General features: G+C 42.4%; 16 protein-coding genes. 4 read left to right on the top strand and 12 right to left on the bottom strand.

The genetic code is table 11. The features are described 5' to 3' along the window. Positions 1 to 13: 13 nt before the first annotated feature. Positions 14 to 1633, bottom strand: a complete 1620-nt coding sequence (locus JSY38_RS14630) for a methyl-accepting chemotaxis protein (protein WP_205113830.1) — start codon at positions 1631 to 1633, stop codon at positions 14 to 16. Positions 1634 to 1693: 60 nt separating this feature from the next. Beyond that, positions 1694 to 2845 (bottom strand): EAL domain-containing protein, encoded by a 1152-nt coding sequence (locus JSY38_RS14625; RefSeq protein ID WP_205113829.1) that lies wholly within the window; start codon positions 2843 to 2845, stop codon positions 1694 to 1696. Positions 2846 to 3006: 161 nt separating this feature from the next. On the opposite strand from JSY38_RS14625, the gene JSY38_RS14620 reads away from it, so the two are divergent. Further along, positions 3007 to 3405 carry a helix-turn-helix domain-containing protein gene (locus JSY38_RS14620; RefSeq protein ID WP_205113827.1) on the top strand — a complete coding sequence of 133 codons (399 nt, stop codon included), beginning with the start codon at positions 3007 to 3009 and terminating at the stop codon, positions 3403 to 3405. Between the two features lie 35 nt (positions 3406 to 3440). Here JSY38_RS14620 and trhA read toward each other — a convergent pair whose 3' ends face one another. Next, positions 3441 to 4091 (bottom strand): PAQR family membrane homeostasis protein TrhA, encoded by a 651-nt coding sequence (gene trhA, locus JSY38_RS14615; RefSeq protein ID WP_205113825.1) that lies wholly within the window; start codon positions 4089 to 4091, stop codon positions 3441 to 3443. 111 nt (positions 4092 to 4202) lie between these two features. After that, a complete protein-coding gene (locus tag JSY38_RS14610; RefSeq protein ID WP_205113823.1) occupies positions 4203 to 5297 on the bottom strand; it encodes an amidohydrolase family protein in 1095 nt (364 codons plus the stop codon). Between the two features lie 172 nt (positions 5298 to 5469). On the opposite strand from JSY38_RS14610, the gene zntR reads away from it, so the two are divergent. Beyond that, positions 5470 to 5901, top strand: coding sequence for a Zn(2+)-responsive transcriptional regulator (gene zntR / locus JSY38_RS14605; protein WP_205113821.1), 432 nt, complete (start codon positions 5470 to 5472; stop codon positions 5899 to 5901). A gap of 20 nt (positions 5902 to 5921) precedes the next feature. On the opposite strand, the gene JSY38_RS14600 is transcribed toward zntR, so the two are convergent. Together JSY38_RS14600 and JSY38_RS14595 are read right to left on the bottom strand one after the other, a co-directional pair. Beyond that, the gene (locus tag JSY38_RS14600; protein ID WP_205113819.1) at positions 5922 to 7595 is read right to left on the bottom strand and encodes a sensor domain-containing diguanylate cyclase; all 1674 of its coding nucleotides are present in this window, start codon (positions 7593 to 7595) and stop codon (positions 5922 to 5924) included. A 440-nt stretch (positions 7596 to 8035) separates the two neighbouring features. Further along, entirely contained in the window at positions 8036 to 8953 is a 918-nt protein-coding gene (locus JSY38_RS14595; RefSeq protein WP_205113817.1) for a LysR family transcriptional regulator, read from the bottom strand. Between the two features lie 111 nt (positions 8954 to 9064). Between JSY38_RS14595 and JSY38_RS14590 the strand changes: the two genes are divergently transcribed. Continuing rightward, positions 9065 to 10189, top strand: a complete 1125-nt coding sequence (locus tag JSY38_RS14590; protein WP_205113815.1) for an alkene reductase — start codon at positions 9065 to 9067, stop codon at positions 10187 to 10189. An 18-nt stretch (positions 10190 to 10207) separates the two neighbouring features. Here JSY38_RS14590 and JSY38_RS14585 read toward each other — a convergent pair whose 3' ends face one another. From JSY38_RS14585 to JSY38_RS18525, 3 genes are read right to left on the bottom strand one after another with little or no spacing between them, the layout of a single operon-like run. Further along, positions 10208 to 10738, bottom strand: a complete 531-nt coding sequence (locus JSY38_RS14585) for a cobalamin biosynthesis protein (protein WP_275586996.1) — start codon at positions 10736 to 10738, stop codon at positions 10208 to 10210. 51 nt (positions 10739 to 10789) lie between these two features. Then, positions 10790 to 11110, bottom strand: coding sequence for a hypothetical protein (locus JSY38_RS18530; protein ID WP_239543985.1), 321 nt, complete (start codon positions 11108 to 11110; stop codon positions 10790 to 10792). A 33-nt stretch (positions 11111 to 11143) separates the two neighbouring features. After that, positions 11144 to 11497, bottom strand: coding sequence for a transposase (locus JSY38_RS18525; RefSeq protein ID WP_239543984.1), 354 nt, complete (start codon positions 11495 to 11497; stop codon positions 11144 to 11146). Between the two features lie 343 nt (positions 11498 to 11840). Between JSY38_RS18525 and JSY38_RS14575 the strand changes: the two genes are divergently transcribed. Then, positions 11841 to 13928 carry a TonB-dependent siderophore receptor gene (locus JSY38_RS14575; protein ID WP_205113813.1) on the top strand — a complete coding sequence of 696 codons (2088 nt, stop codon included), beginning with the start codon at positions 11841 to 11843 and terminating at the stop codon, positions 13926 to 13928. Positions 13929 to 14074: 146 nt separating this feature from the next. Here JSY38_RS14575 and JSY38_RS14570 read toward each other — a convergent pair whose 3' ends face one another. From JSY38_RS14570 to cbiE, 3 genes are read right to left on the bottom strand one after another with little or no spacing between them, the layout of a single operon-like run. After that, positions 14075 to 14914 (bottom strand): cobalt-precorrin 5A hydrolase, encoded by an 840-nt coding sequence (locus tag JSY38_RS14570; protein WP_205113811.1) that lies wholly within the window; start codon positions 14912 to 14914, stop codon positions 14075 to 14077. Continuing rightward, the gene (gene cobI / locus JSY38_RS14565) at positions 14911 to 15651 is read right to left on the bottom strand and encodes a precorrin-2 C(20)-methyltransferase (protein ID WP_205113809.1); all 741 of its coding nucleotides are present in this window, start codon (positions 15649 to 15651) and stop codon (positions 14911 to 14913) included. Before cobI ends, JSY38_RS14570 begins: the two co-directional genes overlap by 4 nt. Continuing rightward, positions 15648 to 17009 (bottom strand): precorrin-6y C5,15-methyltransferase (decarboxylating) subunit CbiE, encoded by a 1362-nt coding sequence (gene cbiE / locus JSY38_RS14560; protein ID WP_239543983.1) that lies wholly within the window; start codon positions 17007 to 17009, stop codon positions 15648 to 15650. The genes cobI and cbiE overlap by 4 nt, the downstream gene beginning before the upstream one ends. Between the last annotated feature and the right edge of the window lie 136 nt (positions 17010 to 17145).

Raw genomic sequence — 17145 nt, 5'->3', positions numbered from 1 at the left:
AAAAAACCATTCTTTAGACTTTAAATTTAACCACCAACTCATTCAGCTCGACAGCTAAACGCGTTAATTCAGCTGTGCTTGCACTTGTTTCATTGGCACCAACTACCGTTTGTGTAGCCAAGTCACTAATCGTAGAAATATTACTATCGATTTCTTTCGCAACTGTAGATTGCTCTTCCGCAGCACTTGCAATTACATGATTACTGTCACTAATAGCAAGAATACGTGCCGTTATTTTTTCTAACGCTTTTGAAGCTTCAGCAGCAACGGTTTGAGCTTGGCTTGTTTTTTGGTTAGTACTTTCCATTGAAGAAACCGCATCGTTTGCCGAAAGTTGAACTTGACGAACCATGGTTTCAATTTCACCGGTCGATTCTTGAGTCCGATGAGCAAGGCTTCTTACTTCATCGGCCACGACAGCAAACCCTCGTCCAGCTTCGCCTGCTCTTGCCGCTTCAATTGCAGCATTTAGCGCCAATAAATTGGTTTGCTCTGCTACTGCACGAATCACATCCAAAATTTGGCTAATCGATGCGACTTGTGCTGCCAATTGATTAATCACTCCGGTGCTGGTTGTCATCTCTTTATTCATATCTAGAATAACAGACGTCGTTTCGCTAACGCGTACCTTCCCTTCTTCTGCCAAAGTAGCAGACTCTACCGAGGCTTCAGACGTTTGCTGTGCTGTTCGAGCAACTTCGTCTATTGCAGAACTCATTTGAGTAATTGCGGCCGCAGCTTGCTGGATCTCCTCGTTCTGTAGCATCAGCACATTTGACGAGTTTTCTGTGACCGTATTTAGCTCTTCGGCAGCCGATGCAAGTTGACCAGATGAATCACCAATATGAACTATCGCTGTACGTAAGTTCCCTTGCATGGTATTCAAAGCTGTGGTTAAACGAGTTAATTCATCATCCCCATTAGCACTAATAGTCTGAGTCAAATCACCACTGGCAATAACTTCTGCGGATGCAACAGCATCCTGTAATGGTTTATTAATACTTCTAGAAAGGACCACAGCTATAACAGAGGCAGCAGCGGCAGCAAAAACAACGATAATAACAATAAGCATAAAGCTTTCATTATACTTCTTCAGTGAATCGGCACTGGCTATATCAGCACCTTCTTGATTTGCAGCAACTATTTCTCTCAGTAATCGAACCATATTATCTGCAGCATTATTCATCTTAGGAACTAACGCCGAAAGAACCGCGTCATTTCCTTGCAATGACAAAGAAGCTATTTCACTTTGCACTTTATAGTAACTGGTTTCAGACTTTTTAAATTCTTCGAATAAGCGTCGCTCGCTTTCTAAATATATAGTCGCTTCATAATCCGAACGGTGTTTAGCGACTTCTTTTTTTATACTTTCAAGATCCGCTAAAGTGGCTTTTTTCGCCTCTTGGCTAGTGTCGTTTAATAGCCTTAAAGTAAATATCCGCACTCGCATTAAATTACTGTTAACATCACCTAAGCTTGCAATCGCTGGCAACACATTCGTCTCAATCATCTCAGAATTAGCTCGAATACCTTTCATAGCTGACATAGTCACGCCACCTAGACAGACAAGCAAGAATATAATGACGGTAAAAGCCATTAATAATCGAGACCTAATATTTATACTCCGTAGCATATACACTTCCTTTAGACACCATGTTGTAAATCAGATTAACGCTTATATTTCCCTAAAAAATCACTTCCTTTTAAAGCACCAATGCTCAAACTCCAATTGCGGTAGAGGAGGAGAAAAAATATATCCTTGTACAACCCCATAACCCATTGAGGCTAAATAGGATAACTGCTGCTGTGTTTCCACCCCTTCGGCAATAGCAGTGGCACGCATCGTCTTGCAAAGAGATAACACGACCTTACTAAGTTCCTGAGACATTTCGCTATAACGCTCATTGGATAAGCCATCCACAAACACTCTGTCTAATTTCAACTGTGACACGGGAAATTTCAGTAAGCGTTTAAGATTTGAATACCCGGTGCCAAAATCATCTAAAGAAATAGCCACCCCCAGCGCATGAATTCGTGCAATAGTATTATCAAAACAGCATGATGTGTTGATGGACTTATTCTCAGTCACTTCTATAACCAAATCCGATGGCAATAAGCTATTTTCCTCTAGAATAGCTTGTACCTTTTGTTCTAGGTGGGCGTAAGTAAAGGTAAGCGGTGAAAAATTAACGGCAACGGAAGGGATGTGAATGCCCTGCTCTCGCCATAGCGCTAATTGCCGACAAGCTCGACTCATTACCCATATATCCAAATCCGCTATTAACTCATGCTCTTCTGCCAAAGCAATAAAGTCGTCAGGAGCAACACGGCCAAATTCTTTGTTTGTCCACCTTGCTAACACCTCCACACCATGAAGGCTATTATCTGTAATATTTATCTGTGGCTGATAATGCAGGTCGAGCAAGTCGTCATTCAAATCATCTATCAAAGCCTGAACTTTTTTAGCAGAAGACAATGCAACTACATGCTCCTGCTCTACTAAGCGGTTTTGAAAAAACAGGCTGTAATATTGCTTCCCTAATAACCAAAAAGCATCCGCCCACACTTTCACTTTATGTGTATTAACCCCATTATCCATAAATAAAAGCTTGGCCTCCTTTCCAATAGAATCTTTGAACTCACTCAGCTGAAACAGTCGACTCTCATCATCTAACCAAAAACGATCAAACGGTAGTATTGTCTGTATTGTTAGAGCCAATCGAGCTAATTTCGCCTCATCGTTACAAGAAACAATCACACCCTTACTGTTTAATACAATAAAGCCACCATTCGTTTCTTGTATGTGATGCCAATCGCACTCAGTATCTAAACCATCATTTTTCACAAAAAAACCTTCAACTGCATGCCTCGATTCGTACATAACGCAATCAAAATTTTGTCTTTTAGACACAAAATCCAGCCAATATTGCCTATAAGGCAAAATGTGTCAAGTGAATTGCCTTATAGGTTTTGCTCTGTAAGCAAAGCAGGACGGATAATTAAAGTATGAATATTGGACATGTGATAAAAACTTTGAGGACTCAAAGGGGTCTGACGCAAGAGCAAATAGCCCTGGAAGCTGATATAGCAACCAGCAATATATCGCGCATTGAAAAAGGTCAAAGGCAGCCTTCACAAAAGGTACTACAAAAGATTGCTCAAGCACTCGATACCAAACCGTCTGTGCTATACACGGCTAGTGAGCAGCCAATAAGCCAGATATCGGTTTTTTTACAGCAAGAAGGTATGCTGAAAAAAGAAAAAATAGAAGTGGATAGCCTTTTACTAAAGCAAGATTCACAAACAATGCTGTCGTTATTTAATGAGTTAACGCCAAGCAATAAATCATTGTTATTAGAACAGCTTAAAACTCTGCATAGCTGGCAAAATAAACCCAGCTCATAAACAAATCATTTTAAAATATAGCAACTTATGTGTTTTTAGGCCCCATAAAAATAGATTGAAAAATAGTGACAAACCGTCCCACCAAGTACAAATAAATGCCAAACCAAATGCCCGTAGCGCAATCGTGAATCCAGCACAAAAAACACCACACCAAGAGTGTAAAGCACGCCGCCCAACACTAATAAAAGTAGTCCTGTTGGTGCCATCAAAGCAACAAGCGGCTTAATCGCAATAAGAATCAGCCACCCCAACACGACATAAAGTATGGTTGAAACGGCTGGGTGAGAGACTTTGCCAAACGCCTTTAGTCCAACGCCAATACTTGCAAGCACCCAAACAGATATTAGTAAAGACCAACCCCACGCACCACCCAATACACCCAACATAAATGGCGTATAAGTTCCGGCAATCAATAAATACACAGCCGAGTGATCGATTACTCGAAAGACATATTTTAGTTTACCTTTAGGCATTGCATGGTAAAGAGTAGAGGCTAAATACAATATGATCATCGTTGCTGAAAAAACACTGACTCCAATAACGTAGCTCAAATCAGCGTATCGAATCGCGCTCAAAATAAGAAACGGAGTACCAACAATGGCAGCAATTAAGCCTAAACCATGGCTGATACTATTAGCCACTTCTTCTCCAAGCGATTGGTGACGGTTAGACGTCAGCTTTCCCATACTTCACTACCTAACGTTAATTGGACTCATACCAGCATGGAGCAAGAAAACAAAATTAACAACGAAAGAGAATGAATAAACAATGGAAGCCTAGCAACAAAAACCTACATACTAACTCTGACAAATAACGGGGGCTTGATATTCTAGATCCAACAACTGAAAATAATTTTCACCCAAGGCAATATTTCGAAAGGCATCATCATCGATATACTGCAGAATTCTGCTAGTCGCTTCCAGCTCGGATTGATACACCTTAAAATTATTTCCGCGAAAAGCAACAAAATCAGAGCCAGGCAGAATACGATCTGAGTAACGATTCATAAAAGCAACGTATTTGCTCCGATTCCCAAACTTACTAAAATAGTAATCTTCAAGAACACGCCACGAAATATCTATCATCAAATTCGGGTATTGATCTAACAGGCGCGACAAAATAGCAATGTGTTCTGAAGCATCCAACGATTTTTGTTCATAAGAAATCCCCATGTGCGCCCAGACGATTTTATTATCAGGATAAAGTGTTAACGCTTTCTCCATTAAGGGCAAATATAAGGTTGGCGTTGCGTTGTTACCGATATCGGAGTGAATCGTTATCGGGTAATCTCTGGCTCTTAACTCGGCCATAAAACCCGCCCACTTAGTGATGTCTTTTGGTGTCGCGGGTTTATGTCGATTATTAAATTGAGCTTGCTTCACCAAATTCACTTCCCCCATCCAGTGAAATAGTCCAGGGTATTCCTTTTCGTAAAGCTTCATCAAGGCAACGGTCGGTTCAGGATCAGACAAGTCCGTAAAGGTCATCGACAAAGTCAGGTGAAGATCATCGGGCTTGTACTCCACCATGTTCGCAGCATTAACAAAATCATTTCGCGTTGTAGGCGATACTGGCGTGCCTGGGCATTTTAAATAATTCGAACAAGAAGAGTTAGCTGGCAGCATTTGTCCAATGCCATACACATTGGCAAAGCGCACACTGGTTTGAGATAAATAGTCATTCACTTCATTAAAGGGAATCGCTCGACCATCAAATGGTCGGTAATGTAAATGCGTATCTACAACTGGAGTGTAAGGCTCTGTTTCTCGATCATAACAAGCTGAAGAACCTTTAAATGAGTCTAATGAACGATTTACTGGGGTGTTATCAGAAGAGGCACAACCTCCAGCTAACAAAGAAGCAAAAATGGCGAAAGGAAAACAACGACGCATGACAAACATCCCACTGAATCACATTGAAAAGGTAAACAGAAAGGAACATTACAAAACATCCCTTCTAATGTGTAAACCACTATTCATAATGAATAAAACTTAAAACTGGTATAACTTGACCTAGGATCTAGGTCTAACGTTTATACTGAAAGGAAATAATCAGGAGCAAAATATGTACCGCATAGGGGAACTAGCAAAAGCCTGTGACATCAACAATGACACATTACGCTTCTATGAAAAGAATGATTTATTAAGCCCTTCAAGCCGATCAGAATCGGGGTACCGACTGTATACGGAAAAAGATAAAAAAACCTTACAGTTTATCTTGCGTGCAAAGAACGTTGGATTCACTCTGGCAGAAATTCGTGAATTACTTTCAATTGAAGTTAATAAAGCCGACAACGCCTGTGCTGATGTTAAAGAGCTTGTCGATACCAAACTCTCAGCTGTCGAAAGGAAACTTGCAGAACTCACTCGTTTTCAAACCTCACTCAAACGCCTATCCGATGCCTGCTGTGGCGGTGAAGAAAGCGCCGAGCATTGCACCATACTCGAAGCATTAGAGTCTGATACAGAAAAAGTTCGCCACGAGCACAGCCCATGATTAATCAGAACGTAGTCGTTTTAATAAGCACTAACAATGACCCTATTTCGGCCTTGTTCTTTGGCATCATAAAGCGCAGCATCTGCACGATTAAGTACCTGTTCATAATGAGAGTCGTCATTTTTATAGGTAGCTACGCCAAAACTAGCGGTAACAAAAAGGCTGTCATCCATATCTTCTTTTTCAAGAGCTGAGCGAAGAGTCTCAGCAATAATTCCAGCCTCCTCGACACGGAAATTTGGCAATAGAACCGTAAACTCTTCACCACCAAATCGAGCAACCATCCCCTTACTTCCAACTAGGCGGGAGAACAGGACAGCCATTTTTTTGAGTACAGTATCGCCAACCGTGTGGCCATATACATCATTTACTTTTTTAAAATAATCGACATCAGCCATAATCACAGCAAACGGCCGCTGAGATTGCTTCGCTAAATTATATTCACCAAGCAAAACCTCATCTAAAGCCAAACGATTATAACTTTGTGTTAATGGATCTTGTCGCACAATCACTTCTAGTGACCGATTACTGGCTTCCAGTTCAGCCGTTCGAGTGCGTACTTTTGTCTCTAATGTGAGATTCATTTGCATTAAAGACTGCTCTCGAACCAATAAAGAAGACATCATTTTTTCTAATGAACAGCTCAGGCTTGCAACTTCGCTCAATTTACTATCATCTTGGAAAGTCGCATTACGATTTCCTTGTTGAATACTTTTGGCGGTATGTGCCAGCCTTTCAAGCGAGCGACTTAACGTACTAGCAAACCAATACGCCAAAAGCATACAGAATAGGGTCGAAAATCCCCCCAAGAAAAGTAATAACTTATGGACATCATTAACCGCTGACATCGCAATAGACAAAGGCTGACGTACAACAATTTTCCACCCAAGAGACGATGACTCAGGAGAATCTACAGAAACTAAACTGGTCAAATACTCTTCGCCATCTTGCCAGACTAGAGCTTTAAACTCACCACTCTTTGGCAAAGTTTTAGGTGCCTGAAGCTCCCCCTTAACATTACTATCAGGGTATAAAATATCCCCATCTTTACCAATAATAAATACATCAATACTTTTTCTTTTTGATGTTTCAGATAAAGAAGACGATATGATTTCTCTTACCCAAGTCCAATCCACATGAATCCCAACGACCCCTTTTAACTCCCCATTATCGCCTAACACAGGAGCTGAAAAATCGACCAATCGTATAGGAACACCGTCTTTCGGCTTAGGGAGAAGACGTTCAAGCAGTAAGGCGTGATGGACATCTCCAACAAAAGGAACTGCTCTAGCATTTATAAACCATGGCCGTTGACTAACATCGGCCCCCTTAAGCAAACCATTTCCTGACGCTAACACTAAGCCTTCAGCATCCGCAAAACCAATCCACACATAGTCTTTATAAGAGCTTTTGATTCTATCGATAGCACCTTGTAAATCACTTAAATCCCGATTTTCATATAGAAAAGAGCGCTGACTCAGCAGCACAACCTCTCGATGTCGCTCAGCTATATCGGCAGTTAACATATTAGAAATGGATTGGCTGATACCAACTAAAGTTTCACCACTAGCAACAGAAAGACGAGAGGCTGTTAATTGATAGAATGAAGTAATAAGTAAAAAACTGAGAGTCAGTAGCAATCCGCCTGACAATAAAGTGATACGCTTTCGAAAAGTATCAAAGCCTCTTAACATGACTTGTAAACCTGCTAATAAATAAAAGTTAACTGCGGATATTTCTGCATCATAATACGCCTATACTTGCACTTTATATACACAATCAAAGATATATCTCTAGCACGTTCAGGACCATTTTTTGCGTATCAAGATTGAAGCTTTTAACCATGTCATTCAGTCTCTATACAATTCAGCAGCATATCAAGTAACCTCACAAAAACAGCCAAATCATAAAGAGACCAAAGCACGAAAAGTACCGCTGAGAACGATATAGCAGTAAACAAAGAGCTAAAGCATTAACACAACGCTGCAGTATAAAACACTAATGTTACCTAACTATTCAGTATGCTAAGTAAGTGCTTTGTTTATTATTGGTATGCTCATAAAGAGTAGGATGAAGAGTGATTAGCTAAGTGGACCGATTTAAATTTACTCTGCCCCCATTTATCTAATCACGATTAAACTAAACATAGTCGTCGAGATTCATCATCAAAACGTTTACGCAGAAAATCAAGGAACGTTCTTACTCTAGCTGGCATATAGCGATTTTTGTGATATAACGCATGCACAGGGGCGTCGGTAAAGCTCCATTCAGGTAAGACAACCTCTAGTCGTTTTTCTTCAATATCCATTGCTACATCCCAAATAGATTTTAGGACTATTCCATGTCCATCAATTGCCCATTGACGAGCTATAGCCCCATCATTTGTCTCTCTTGCACACTCCATCGAAATCGTAACGTTTTCTACTTCTTCGTCATATTTGAATAGCCACTGGCTTATGGGGCCGCTGTCTGTACTCAAAACAATACAGGGAAACTGGACAAGGTCTTTTGGCGACTTGGGCGAACCATGTTTTTTAAGATACGTTGATGAAGCGCACAATACTCGTCGGTTTTTAGCCAATTGACGAGCTATAAACAAACTATCTTGAGGCTCGCCAAAACGGATAGCTAAATCAATATCGTCACGATGCAGACTGGATAATGAATCTGAAAGCAACAAAGTAAACTGCACATCTGGATAAACCTTATTAAATTCATCCAACCAACCAGTCAACTTATGTCGACCAAAATCCGACGTAGCTGAAAGCCGAATTCGTCCGCTAACCGCCTGAGTGCGGTTTTCTAGAAAAGCAAAACCATCATCAAACGCCTCTAACCCTTGTTGGCAATAAAGCAAAAAAGCTTTGCCTTCATCTGTAAGCCGAAGACTGCGCGTTGTCCGTTCAAATAACCGAGATTTTAAATGCGCCTCAAGATTGTTAAGACGTGCACTAGCTGCGGCAGGAGACAGCCCAAGCTTACGGCCTGCAGCTGATATACCACCTAAATTTGCAGCTTCAACAAATAATCGAATATCACCAAGGTTTTGCACAACTATTCCAAATAATTTGATAATACTTCAAACAATAGACCAATTATCAAATCATTAAAACAAGTAAATAATAACTCCTAATAGTTACTGATTAACGTGGAGATCAATAAGATGCTAACGAACAACACCACCCCAAATACACTTTTTTCATCATTTACCTTTTTAGGAAAAGAGCACCCTCATCGAGTTGTTATGGCACCAATGACACGCGCCAGAAGCACTCAACCGGGTGATATTCCAAACCAAATGAACGCGCTCTATTACGCACAACGTGCATCCGCAGCACTAATCATTACAGAGGCAACACAAATCTCACCACAAGGAAAAGGTTATTCTTACACCCCAGGCATCCACAGTGAAGAACAAGTAAAGGGATGGCGTATAGTGACTAAAGCTGTTCATTCTAAAGGCGGTAAAATATTTCTGCAGCTTTGGCACGTTGGTCGTATGTCTCACCCAGACTTCCATCAAGGAGATCTACCTGTCGCGCCATCTGCAGTGCCCTTTAAAGGGCAGATATGGAAAGTTGACCCTGCTACGGATAAAGGTGTTATGGTCGATTGTCCAACGCCTAGGGAATTAAACAAAGAAGAAATCGCAGCTATTATTCAGGATTATAGACACGCAGCGCAAAATGCCATGGATGCAGGATTCGATGGTGTTGAAATTCATGGAGCAAATGGCTATTTAATTGACCAATTTCTTCGTACCACGTCTAACACACGACAAGACCAATATGGCGGCTCACGTGAACATCGCCTGCGTTTTCTAAAAGAAGTGGTCATCGCTGTGGCCGATCAAATAGGTCCTCTGCATACAGCAATACGATTAGCACCATTTCTTACTGCACGTGGCATGGATTGCTCAGACATTCTTCCAACCATTGCCGACGCTGCTGAATTCTTAGACAAAATAGGCATTGCTTATTTACACCTTGTCGAAGCGGATTGGGATGATGCGCCGACATTCACGGAATCATTTAGACAAACTATTCGAAGCCGCTTTAGTGGCCCAATCATCGTAGCAGGAAAATATAGCCTTTCTCGTGCTGAATGGGTTATATCAAATGGCTATGCAGACTTAGTTGCCTTTGGTCGAGACTTCGTAGCGAACCCAGATTTACCAAAGCGTTTAAGGCAAAATTTACCACTTTCCCCCTTTGATGGATCAACTCTTTTTGGGGGATCTGAGCGAGGCTACAGTGACTATCCAACATGGGAAGAAGCTTCCTATTAAATTAGAGAAACAAAGCACTTATTCGCTTCTAAACCCTCTTGCCAAAGCACAGGTCGCTTTGGCGTTTTTGATTTTATTCAAGATAAGCTCTGGTTCTGTACCCGCTTCCATTTGAGCAGCTAACAGCGCGGCAGATTCCGCGACGCCATAAACGCCGACGGTGTTGAAGATGTAATCGGATTTAGTACTAAGAAGCGACTCCATCTGTGTCAGCTCTTGTGCGCTGTAGGTGTTGAAGTCCCAATGGTATTTTTCCGCGAGGGCGATGAGGTTGGTTTCGTCGGCTTTGATGTCGATGCTGTTTAAGGAATGAATATCGCTTGGCGTTAAGCCTTTTTGACTAAGCGCATCAAGCATCAGGTTTTCGATAAATTCCAGCGGGCAGTTGCGTTCGCAGCCCATTCCCAGAGTATAAATAGGATTCAAGTAAGGCTTCGCTGTGGTCATAACCAACTGTGCGCCAAGGGATTTTGCCACTTGCGCGCCCCACTCGTTGGCGCCGCCCTCATGACCGGATAACAATGGAATAACGAACTTGCCTTCTTGAATAATTGAATAATTGTGAATAATTGGGGTCAGAGTAAAATTAAATCACTATCACTAGTCATCGCCACTATTTTTACGCCAACCCTCTTTGCTTCCCCGCTTTGCCTGCGTTTGCCGTTGTCCTGTTAGCAATTCTATTTGCTCTTTAAATCTATCATTTCCTAACGCTAGCCCTTTATTTGCCGTTAACCGAATGTCTTCTAGCAATTTACCATCTACCTGATGCTGAAACATCACTCGATACACATTACATCGCTCTTCTTTTGTTCTTCCCAGTGACTGGTAGAGTTGATGTGGTGTCAGTAAATCACTACTCGCACCTAAGCCATTACATTGGTAGCTTGACCAAGAATAGTCTGCGGGATCTTTCACCATTTCAGCCCTAACAGGGTTCAACTCAATATAGCGTTACAAATGAAAAAGGTAACTTTGATCTTGTACTAGACAGGACTTAAATCGCCCTTCCCACAAAGTGCCAGTACGTTGATAGGTATAGTTAAAATACCGTACATATTGTCTACCTAGCGACCGCATCATTTTGGAGATAGTTGTTGTGCTACTTGGCGTACATAACAAATGCACATGATTCGTCATAAACACCCAAGCATGTATCGACACTTCAAACTTTTTAGCGTCTTCACCAAGCCAATAAGCATAGGCTTTAATGTCTTCATCACACGCAAAAATAGGCTGACGGTTATTACCTCGCTGAATTATATGCTCAGCATAGCCAGGAATAGAAACTCTCGGACGACGTGGCATGGAGACTCCTTTCTCACATACTTTAGGATGGAGAAGGATAGCATGAAGAGGGATTAGCAAGGAGTAGATTTAATTTTACCCTGCCCTTAATTATCTCTCAGACCCCAATTATCTACTCTTTTAACTTCATATTCCCTCCATGCTCTGCTGTTTTAACAGCAATACCCACTCTATCTTCAAACCCCCCTCCTTGAATCGCATAAAAATATTTAATGTCAGCATAAAAATACAAACTAACACATCAATAATATGAGATAATGAAAATCATTAACATTACCAGTATTAATCTTATATAACATTATAAAGTACGATAAAAGAATCGACCTTTGGGAATACCATCACTATGTCACACACCACAAAAACTTCACTAAATAGACAAATTAGAAGAACATTTCTACCCTCCATCCTAATCGCCACAAGCAGTGGCGCATTTTCTGCAGGAGAAAATTCAGATAGCGGTTATACCTTTGACACAATAGAAGTCAGTAATTCAGTATTAAAAGTCGATACCCCCGCACAAGAAACCCCCAAATCATTGTCTGTGGTTACTCAAGAAGACCTAGTGACGCACGCGCCTCAAAAATTGGACGAAGCTTTACGCTACACATCAGGGGTTTTATCGCAACCATATGGAGCTGACAACGATACCGATTGGTTTAAAGTCAGAGGATTCGATGCCGCTACGTATTTAGACGGAAGCCGACTATTCAGAGACGGTTATTACACTTGGCTATTAGAGCCATATGGTTTAGAAAAAATAGAAGTGCTAAAAGGCCCATCCTCCATTTTATATGGCGAAGCACCTCCAGGAGGCGTTGTGAATGCGGTGCAAAAAAAGCCGACAGACAATACTCAAAACGAACTACAATTTGAGATTGGCAATGATAATTATCATTCTGTTGCATTTGATGTCTCTGACTCAATCTCTGGAAGTAACGCACAATATAGAGTAGTAGGGGCTTTTAAAGAAAATGACGGCCAACTGAACGGGACTGAAAACACGCGCTACTACTTAGCAACAAGCGTAGCGTTAGCGATTTCAGAGCAAACGCGTCTCACTATCCTAGCCACTTTTTTGGAAGATGACGGTACACCAACCAACCCTTTTTTTCCGGCAGCGGGAACCATTATACGCTCTCCAAATGGCGTAATTTCGCCATCTACAAACTTAGGTGAACCTGATTACGATAAATACCAACGCAAGCAAGCCTCTTTAGGGTATATCCTTGAACACGATGTAAACGAGACTTGGACATTGTCTCAAAAACTCAATTACGGCTATAACGATTTGTACCTTCGCAGTTCATATGCGTTTCCAAACGCTGATGTAAATACGACGTCCATTGGTCGAGGGATTGTTTTTCGCGATGGCACTAATGAAAGCTTAACATTTGACAACCAAGCCGTTGCTGAATGGTCTTCAGACCGAATTGAGAATACCCTATTAATTGGTTTAGACCTTCAGCGTCATGAGACAGACGGTGTTGAGCAAGATAACTATAGTTTTGGGAGTATCAACCCTTACAACCCAGTTTATGGAAATTACACTCCGCTAAGTGCCGCGAACAACACTGGCCGTAATATCGAAAAATCCCAAGCCAGTCTCTATTCTCAATATCAAATGAAACTAGACCAACAGTGGATTGCTCTGATTGGCGGACGATACGATGAGATAAAGACCACAAACCACAATAAAACGAGCAACAAGAAAGAATCTCGCAGCGACAACGAATTTTCAACAAATGCGGGCGTTATGTTCATAGCGGACAATGGTTTATCACCTTATTTGAGTTATGCAGAGTCATTCGACGTACTTACAACAATAGACACTACCACCAACCAACTTTATAAACCGTTAACGGGTAAGCAGGTAGAACTTGGATTAAAATATACACCCGATACGATTGATGGCTACATCAATCTCGCTTTGTTTGATTTAACCCAAAAAAATGCACTGATAACTCAAAATAACGTCACAACACAAGCAGGTGAAGTAACCTCACAAGGTATTGAAATAGAAGGCACGGCGGCCATGACAAGCAATACCAAACTCAGTCTCGCTTACACCTATACCGATGCACAAACAGACGCAACAACGGATAACAAGAAAAAACAAGCTGCTATGATTCCAAAACATATGGCATCTGCTTGGCTGGATATAAACGGATCAGCGTTTGGCATACCTGCTTGGTCTTTTGGTAGCGGCGTCCGTTATGTTGGCGAATCAAAAGATAATCCAAAAAACAGCGACCTGACAGTACCTAGCGTAACCTTACTGGATATGATGGCTTCCTACACCATTAGTGATAAATGGAGTGCCCAGCTCAACATCAACAACGCATTAGATCAAGAATATATTTCTGCTTGTGATTATTACTGCTACTACGGTCAATCAAGATCTATCGTACTCAGCACAAAATATCGCTGGTAAGTATTAAAAGGATCAAGAGTTCAAGCGAATTCAAGGAATCAAAGCCGTTTTTTTAAAACTGCTTTGATTTCCTATCCCTCCATGCTCTGCTGTTTTACCAGCAATACCCACTCGACGTTTAAACTGTTCAATAAACGTCTCACTTCCTAAAACCCAAGATTCATTGGCTGCTGCCCCTTGAGCCACGTATTTTTATCTGTGAACTTGTCACTAGAAGAACAAAAAACTCTCGCCAAAGCACAGGTCGCTTTGGCGTTTTTGATTTTCTTCAAGATAAGCTCTGGTTCTGTACCCGCTTCCATTTGAGCAGCTAACAGCGCGGCAGATTCCGCGACGCCATAAACGCCGACGGTGTTGAAGATGTAGTCGGATTTAGTACTAAGAAGCGACTCCATCGGCATGAGCTCTTGGGCGCTGTAGGTGTTGAAGTCCAAATGGTATTTGTCAGCGAGAGCGATAAGGTTGGTTTCGTCAGCTTTAATGTCGATGCTGTTTAAAGAGTGGATTTGGTTTGGCGTTAAGCCTTTTTGACTAAGCGCATCAAGCATCAGGTTTTCGATAAATTCCAGCGGGCAGTTGCGTTCGCAGCCCATTCCCAGAGTATAAATAGGATTCAAGTAAGGCTTAGCTGTTGTCATCACTAACTGCGCGCCAAGGGATGTTGCCACTTGCGCGCCCCACTCGTTTGCACCACCTTCATGTCCAGATAAAAGCGGAATAACAAACTTACCTTCTTCATCCAATACCAAGACTGGCGGGTCTTGATACTTGTCTTGCAGCACTGGCGCGAGCGTTCGCATGACGATGCCTGTGGCACAAATAAATACTAGCCAATCGCCATTATTAAACGCCGTTTGCACGAACTCGGCGAAAGGTTTTGGTTTGTAGTCGACAACCGCATCTGGCCAATTATTCTGGGTCCCGTTAGACAAGAGTTTTCTTGCCAGCCGTTCACCTGCTGGCGTTAGTGCGATAAAGCGTATCACCGAGTGCCTCGCTCACTTTTTGTCACCACAAACAAAGAGAAATACGGCCCTGCTTTATCTTCCAAGGTCGATACATCGCGCACAATACGTTCGTTATCACGGCCAATGTATTCAAGATATTTTGCATCTTGCATACGATTGGTTTTGCGCAGCGCCATGAGAATACGAGGACGCGCACGCCCTGCTTTCATGATAACCACACTGTCGTGTTGTTCTAGCGCAGTATCAATTTTCAGTGCGGTATGACGACCGCTCACCACCGCAAAGGACTCTTTTAAAACGGTTAACGGATGATTCAAGGCGGACGATGCGGCATTAATTGACGACACACCGGGCACCACTTGGCATTGAAAATCGCCTTCTAGGCGCTCTAATAAATACGCAAAAGAGCCAAAAAACAATGGATCACCTTCACACAAGAAAACCACGTCTTTGCCTTGTGATAATTCATTGGCAATGGCTTTTGCGCCGTTGTCATAAGCTTCATTGGCCAATGAGCGATCCGTCGACATCGGCATCACAATAGCAATTTCGTTTTGCGCATGAGTGACACCCGCAAAGGCTTCGCTGGCGATGGTTTTCGCTTGGGAACCACCTTCGCCATTGGCAAGGTAACTCACCACGCTGGCACGCTGAATTAAACGCAAGGCTTTTAAGGTGATCAATTCTGGGTCACCAGGACCTACGCCCACACCAATGAATCGGCCTGTTTTTTGTGATGTTTCCAAGGCACTCATTGTGCGTTTTCCTTATGATTTGAATTGATGGCCGATGTTGTGGCCGTATATTTTCGAAAATGATAAAGCGTTACGGGCAGACTGGGACGAAATAACCGCTGCCCCGCTAATCGCTCGCCTTTTGTAATGGACACCTGCAAACTCTGCTCGTCGGCGTCTTGTGCTTGGTCACGCTGTTGGGCGAATTCCATGACCTGATATTTTGTCTCTTCGGTAACAGCGCTGACCATCAAGCTGCCACCATCGGGTAATAGCTCCCAAACCTGCGTCATTAAGGCATTCAATTCACCATCACTGCCGCCAATGAAGACTTTGTTCGGCCTGCCATGTTGTGCGTTCTTGTCAGCAAACAAATTGCCGGCAAGTAAATCCACCAGCACTTCCGGCGCTCGCCCTGCGACAATCGATAAATTCTGCATAACACCAAATCGATCTTGGTTAGACGCCAAACAAGCCAAGCGATCGGGATGATGTTCAATGGCAACAACTTGACTACGAGGATGCCAATAGGCCATTTCCACGCTCACGCCACCGCAGCCCGCGCCAATGTCCCACACTGTGTCACCTTGCTGAATGTCCATGTAAGACAAAATCGCCAAACGCACTTCTCGCTTAGTAATCATACCTTTGCCGTCGCCTTTATCTGTCACAAAAGACGTATCAGGAATACCAACGGAACTTGGATAAAGTGAGGCTTGTTGGCTGGTTTTCAGCACAATCACATTGAGCGGATCGAATTCTAGTTCAGACTCTACAAAAAACTTAGCTGCAAACGTACGGACTTTTTCTTGCGGATAACCCAAGGCTTCACATACGGTTATCTCACTTTGATCCAACCCTGCTTTAACGCATTCTTCGGCAACATGTTTCGGTTGGCTGTATTGATCGGTCAATAAAAACAAGGTTTTATTCGACTGCAAATAACGACGCAAAGACGCCAAAGGACGACCGTGCAAGCTCACCACTTGCACATCTTGCAAGGACAGACCAAGACGATGACAAGCTACTTGAATACTGGAAACATTCGGATAAAAGTGTAGGTTTTCAAGCGAAAAAGTACGCATCAACCAAGCACCAATGCCGTAATACAGCGGATCGCCAGAAGCTAACACCACCACTTGCTTCGCCCCTTCGGACTGCCAATCGGCAAAGGCTTCTTTCAACATACTAAGTTTGGGCAGATCTTCACGACGAGCCAGATGAGAATAGTGCGCAATGGTTTCATGCTGACGCGGCGCACCCAACACAATATCGTTCACCGACAAGCTCGCCAAAACCGCTTGCGCTGCCTCATCCAGATGCGCCTCTTGATTAACACCCAAACCGATTACATGGATTGGCATTTGTGTGTGTGTCATAAACCTACTTCCATTCAATGCCATTACATTAAGCTAGGTGGATTAACGAAAATAAAAAACGGATAACAAGAACCTTGGTATTTGATTCACGCTGACGCGTTGAGCTTGCGAAACAGGCGCAAGTGCATTGAATACC

The sequence above is a fragment of the Marinomonas foliarum genome (genome assembly GCF_016906065.1).
Taxonomy (GTDB): Bacteria; Pseudomonadota; Gammaproteobacteria; order Pseudomonadales; family Marinomonadaceae; genus Marinomonas; species Marinomonas foliarum.
This window is presented reverse-complemented; position numbering and strand designations above follow the sequence as displayed.

Excerpts from the sequence above, each read along its gene's own strand:
- JSY38_RS14630 (WP_205113830.1), bottom strand. The coding sequence starts at position 1,633 with ATGCTACGGAGTATAAATATTAGGTCTCGATTATTAATGGCTTTTACC.
- JSY38_RS14620 (WP_205113827.1), top strand. The coding sequence starts at position 3,007 with ATGAATATTGGACATGTGATAAAAACTTTGAGGACTCAAAGGGGTCTG.
- trhA (WP_205113825.1), bottom strand. The coding sequence starts at position 4,091 with ATGGGAAAGCTGACGTCTAACCGTCACCAATCGCTTGGAGAAGAAGTG.
- JSY38_RS14610 (WP_205113823.1), bottom strand. The coding sequence starts at position 5,297 with ATGCGTCGTTGTTTTCCTTTCGCCATTTTTGCTTCTTTGTTAGCTGGA.
- zntR (WP_205113821.1), top strand. The coding sequence starts at position 5,470 with ATGTACCGCATAGGGGAACTAGCAAAAGCCTGTGACATCAACAATGAC.
- JSY38_RS14600 (WP_205113819.1), bottom strand. The coding sequence starts at position 7,595 with ATGTTAAGAGGCTTTGATACTTTTCGAAAGCGTATCACTTTATTGTCA.
- JSY38_RS14590 (WP_205113815.1), top strand. The coding sequence starts at position 9,065 with ATGCTAACGAACAACACCACCCCAAATACACTTTTTTCATCATTTACC.
- JSY38_RS18530 (WP_239543985.1), bottom strand. The coding sequence starts at position 11,110 with ATGGTGAAAGATCCCGCAGACTATTCTTGGTCAAGCTACCAATGTAAT.
- JSY38_RS18525 (WP_239543984.1), bottom strand. The coding sequence starts at position 11,497 with ATGCCACGTCGTCCGAGAGTTTCTATTCCTGGCTATGCTGAGCATATA.
- JSY38_RS14575 (WP_205113813.1), top strand. The coding sequence starts at position 11,841 with ATGTCACACACCACAAAAACTTCACTAAATAGACAAATTAGAAGAACA.
- cobI (WP_205113809.1), bottom strand. The coding sequence starts at position 15,651 with ATGAGTGCCTTGGAAACATCACAAAAAACAGGCCGATTCATTGGTGTG.
- cbiE (WP_239543983.1), bottom strand. The coding sequence starts at position 17,009 with ATGACACACACACAAATGCCAATCCATGTAATCGGTTTGGGTGTTAAT.